This window comes from Streptosporangium sp. NPDC049644, assembly GCF_040675205.1.
Classification (GTDB): domain Bacteria; phylum Actinomycetota; class Actinomycetes; order Streptosporangiales; family Streptosporangiaceae; genus Streptosporangium; species Streptosporangium fukuiense.
Map to the genome: position 1 here is coordinate 6,030 of NZ_JBFAOJ010000177.1, position 2,083 is coordinate 8,112.

Genomic DNA, 2,083 nt, shown 5'->3' on the forward strand with positions numbered 1-2,083 from the left:
GGCCATGCCCGGACGGGGCTCCACACAAGGCCGTTGCGCTGGCCTGACTCTCCCCTCCGAGGGAGACAAGCGTCCCCGACGCGCGCGAGCGCCCGCCTCCTCACGGACGGCGGGCGCTCTTCGTCGTGTACGGGGTCAGCGTGGAAACTCACAACCATGCGTCGTCCCAGGTTACCGACACTCTCTTCCCGTCCCAGGTGATGGTCTCTGCCCGCACTCCGTCCTGCGTCTCGGCGTACGCTTCGGCGACATCTTCCGCCGTGACGATGCGACCCTCGATCGCGGCAGGGGACTCGAAGGACTCGCGGATAGCCACCCTTGTCAGCTCAGGCGACAGCTTCAACAAGACGGGAAGCTCGTAGTCCTTGACTTTCTGCGGTTCGCAGGGCGCCCCGAAGTGGGCCAGCAGGGAGAAGCCGTCCTCGTTCATGACCTCATCCTCTCTCTTCGCTGTGTACGGGGGCAGATGTTCCCCGGAGCTCATTCGACCCACATTCCCGGGCATTCCTCGTCGTACCGGTCCGGGGTGCAGTGCTCGCAGAAGGCAGTGCCGCAGACCTCGCAGCGAGGCCCGTTGTGCCCGCCGAAGTCGGCCTCGACCTCATGAGCGAAGTCGTCGATGCTCCCATTCGGGAGACGTTCGAACTGGTGCTTCACCGGGGTCGCGACCTCGGGCGGCCACTCCTGCGAAGCGATCCAGGGGAGCAGCCCGCTGATCTCCGCCTGCTTGGAGGCGGTGAGTTCCTCCCAGTCCTGTAGGTCCGTCCACGCTGTGGATACGGCTTCTGGGTAATCGGCTGCCTCCTGGATGAATCCCCTGGCTTGAGCGAGCTGCTGAGGGCGGATATCCGGGCGTCCAGTGCTCACGTCTCCACCCCTTCGGGTGTCCAGTCCGGGTTCCAGCCAGGGCGGTAACGACGCCCGTACGCGAGCAGGAGCACCGTGCGGCACGGCGCCTCGACCGGTACGTCGGCGCCGTCCCTGCCTTTCTCGAAGCAGACCGTGCAGGACTGGCCGAACCCGCTGTCGTGGATCTCGTGCTCGTCGAGGATGGCGAGGTCTGCTTCGCAGCGGGCGATCGTGTCCCGAGGCTGCTGCCGTAGAACGTGGTCAAGATCTTCATCGTTGAGGATCCAGTCCACGACCACGTTCGTCGGGTGGCCGACATGGATGCTGCCGCCGTCGTCGCTGGCCCATTCGCCCTTGGTTGCAGCTTCGGATGCTTCCTTCTCGGCGACGATCTGAGAGCGCAACCAGGTCAGCATGTCCTCGCTCACCGCTCCTCCCAAGGCGTGTCCAGCCAAACAGTGAGCGCATCCCGTATAGCCCGAACCTCATCTTCAGCGAGGCGCGCGAACGCATTCTGGTTGTGGATGCCGGACCCGATGGCCAACAGGACCGCATCTTGGTCAGCGCTCGGGCTGTTCATCAGTGTGACGGGGTAGCCGTACATGTCCTTGAGCTCAGCGAGGAACTCGGGGCGGTCGTCGGCGGTCTCTTCCTCAGCCACAGCGCTCCTCCGGTGGGGGTCTGCCTAAGACTGTACGATCCGCTCGCTAAAAGGCCGACCTGCTATACATATCGCACGATCATGCTACGAATGGCTGCACGATTCGCCGTTGCCGTTCTGGCGAGGCGGGAGTATTTCGTTTTTCTTACATGCGCCCGGATATGCCGGGTGTGGATCGGTCCTTTCTGCCACTCTGGTCGGGCCGCGCCACGACTTTCCCTTCGTCTTCTGGAGTAACCACCATGCGTCTCCGTACGCCTGCTGCGATCCTTGCCACCGCCGTGCTCGCAGTCGGCCTGTCCACCGTCACCACCGCCTCCGCCGCGCAGACGGCCCCCGGTGACGTGGTGACTGCCTGCGTCAACACCAAGACCCGGTATGCACGCATCGTCAACGCCAGCACGAAATGCCGCACCACCGAGTTCAAGACCTCATGGGGCGGCCAGGGGCAGAGTGGTGTCGCCACCGCCGGTCCGCAGGGGGAGCGTGGCCCCGCCGGGCCTCAGGGCCCGCGGGGTGAGCAGGGCCTGACCGGTCCGCAGGGGCCGATCGGGAAGACCGGCCCGCAGGGTC

Annotated in this window: 4 protein-coding genes and 1 pseudogene; 1 reads left to right on the top strand and 4 read right to left on the bottom strand. The window is 65.3% G+C overall.

Translation table 11 applies throughout. From position 1 onward, the window contains the following. Nucleotides 1-148: 148 nt before the first annotated feature. Genes AB0J58_RS43295 through AB0J58_RS43310 form a run of 4 tightly spaced genes read right to left on the bottom strand, consistent with a single transcriptional unit; the run spans nucleotide 149 to nucleotide 1,510 of the window. Nucleotides 149-430 (bottom strand): hypothetical protein, encoded by a 282-nt coding sequence (locus AB0J58_RS43295; protein WP_357795895.1) that lies wholly within the window; start codon nucleotides 428-430, stop codon nucleotides 149-151. Nucleotides 431-480: 50 nt separating this feature from the next. Then, complete coding sequence (locus AB0J58_RS43300; protein WP_357795898.1) at nucleotides 481-867, bottom strand: hypothetical protein; 387 nt, start codon at nucleotides 865-867, stop codon at nucleotides 481-483. Beyond that, nucleotides 864-1,277, bottom strand: coding sequence for a DUF6221 family protein (locus AB0J58_RS43305; protein WP_357795901.1), 414 nt, complete (start codon nucleotides 1,275-1,277; stop codon nucleotides 864-866). The genes AB0J58_RS43300 and AB0J58_RS43305 overlap by 4 nt, the downstream gene beginning before the upstream one ends. Next, nucleotides 1,274-1,510 carry a hypothetical protein gene (locus AB0J58_RS43310; RefSeq protein ID WP_357795904.1) on the bottom strand — a complete coding sequence of 79 codons (237 nt, stop codon included), beginning with the start codon at nucleotides 1,508-1,510 and terminating at the stop codon, nucleotides 1,274-1,276. Before AB0J58_RS43310 ends, AB0J58_RS43305 begins: the two co-directional genes overlap by 4 nt. Before the next feature lie 242 nt (nucleotides 1,511-1,752). Here AB0J58_RS43310 and AB0J58_RS43315 point away from each other — a divergent pair. Continuing rightward, nucleotides 1,753-2,083 (top strand): annotated as a pseudogene (locus AB0J58_RS43315) (hypothetical protein); the annotation flags it as partial.

Bases quoted from the DNA above. Each gene is read 5' to 3' on its own strand.
- AB0J58_RS43295 (WP_357795895.1), bottom strand. From the start codon at position 430: ATGAACGAGGACGGCTTCTCCCTGCTGGCCCACTTCGGGGCGCCCTGC.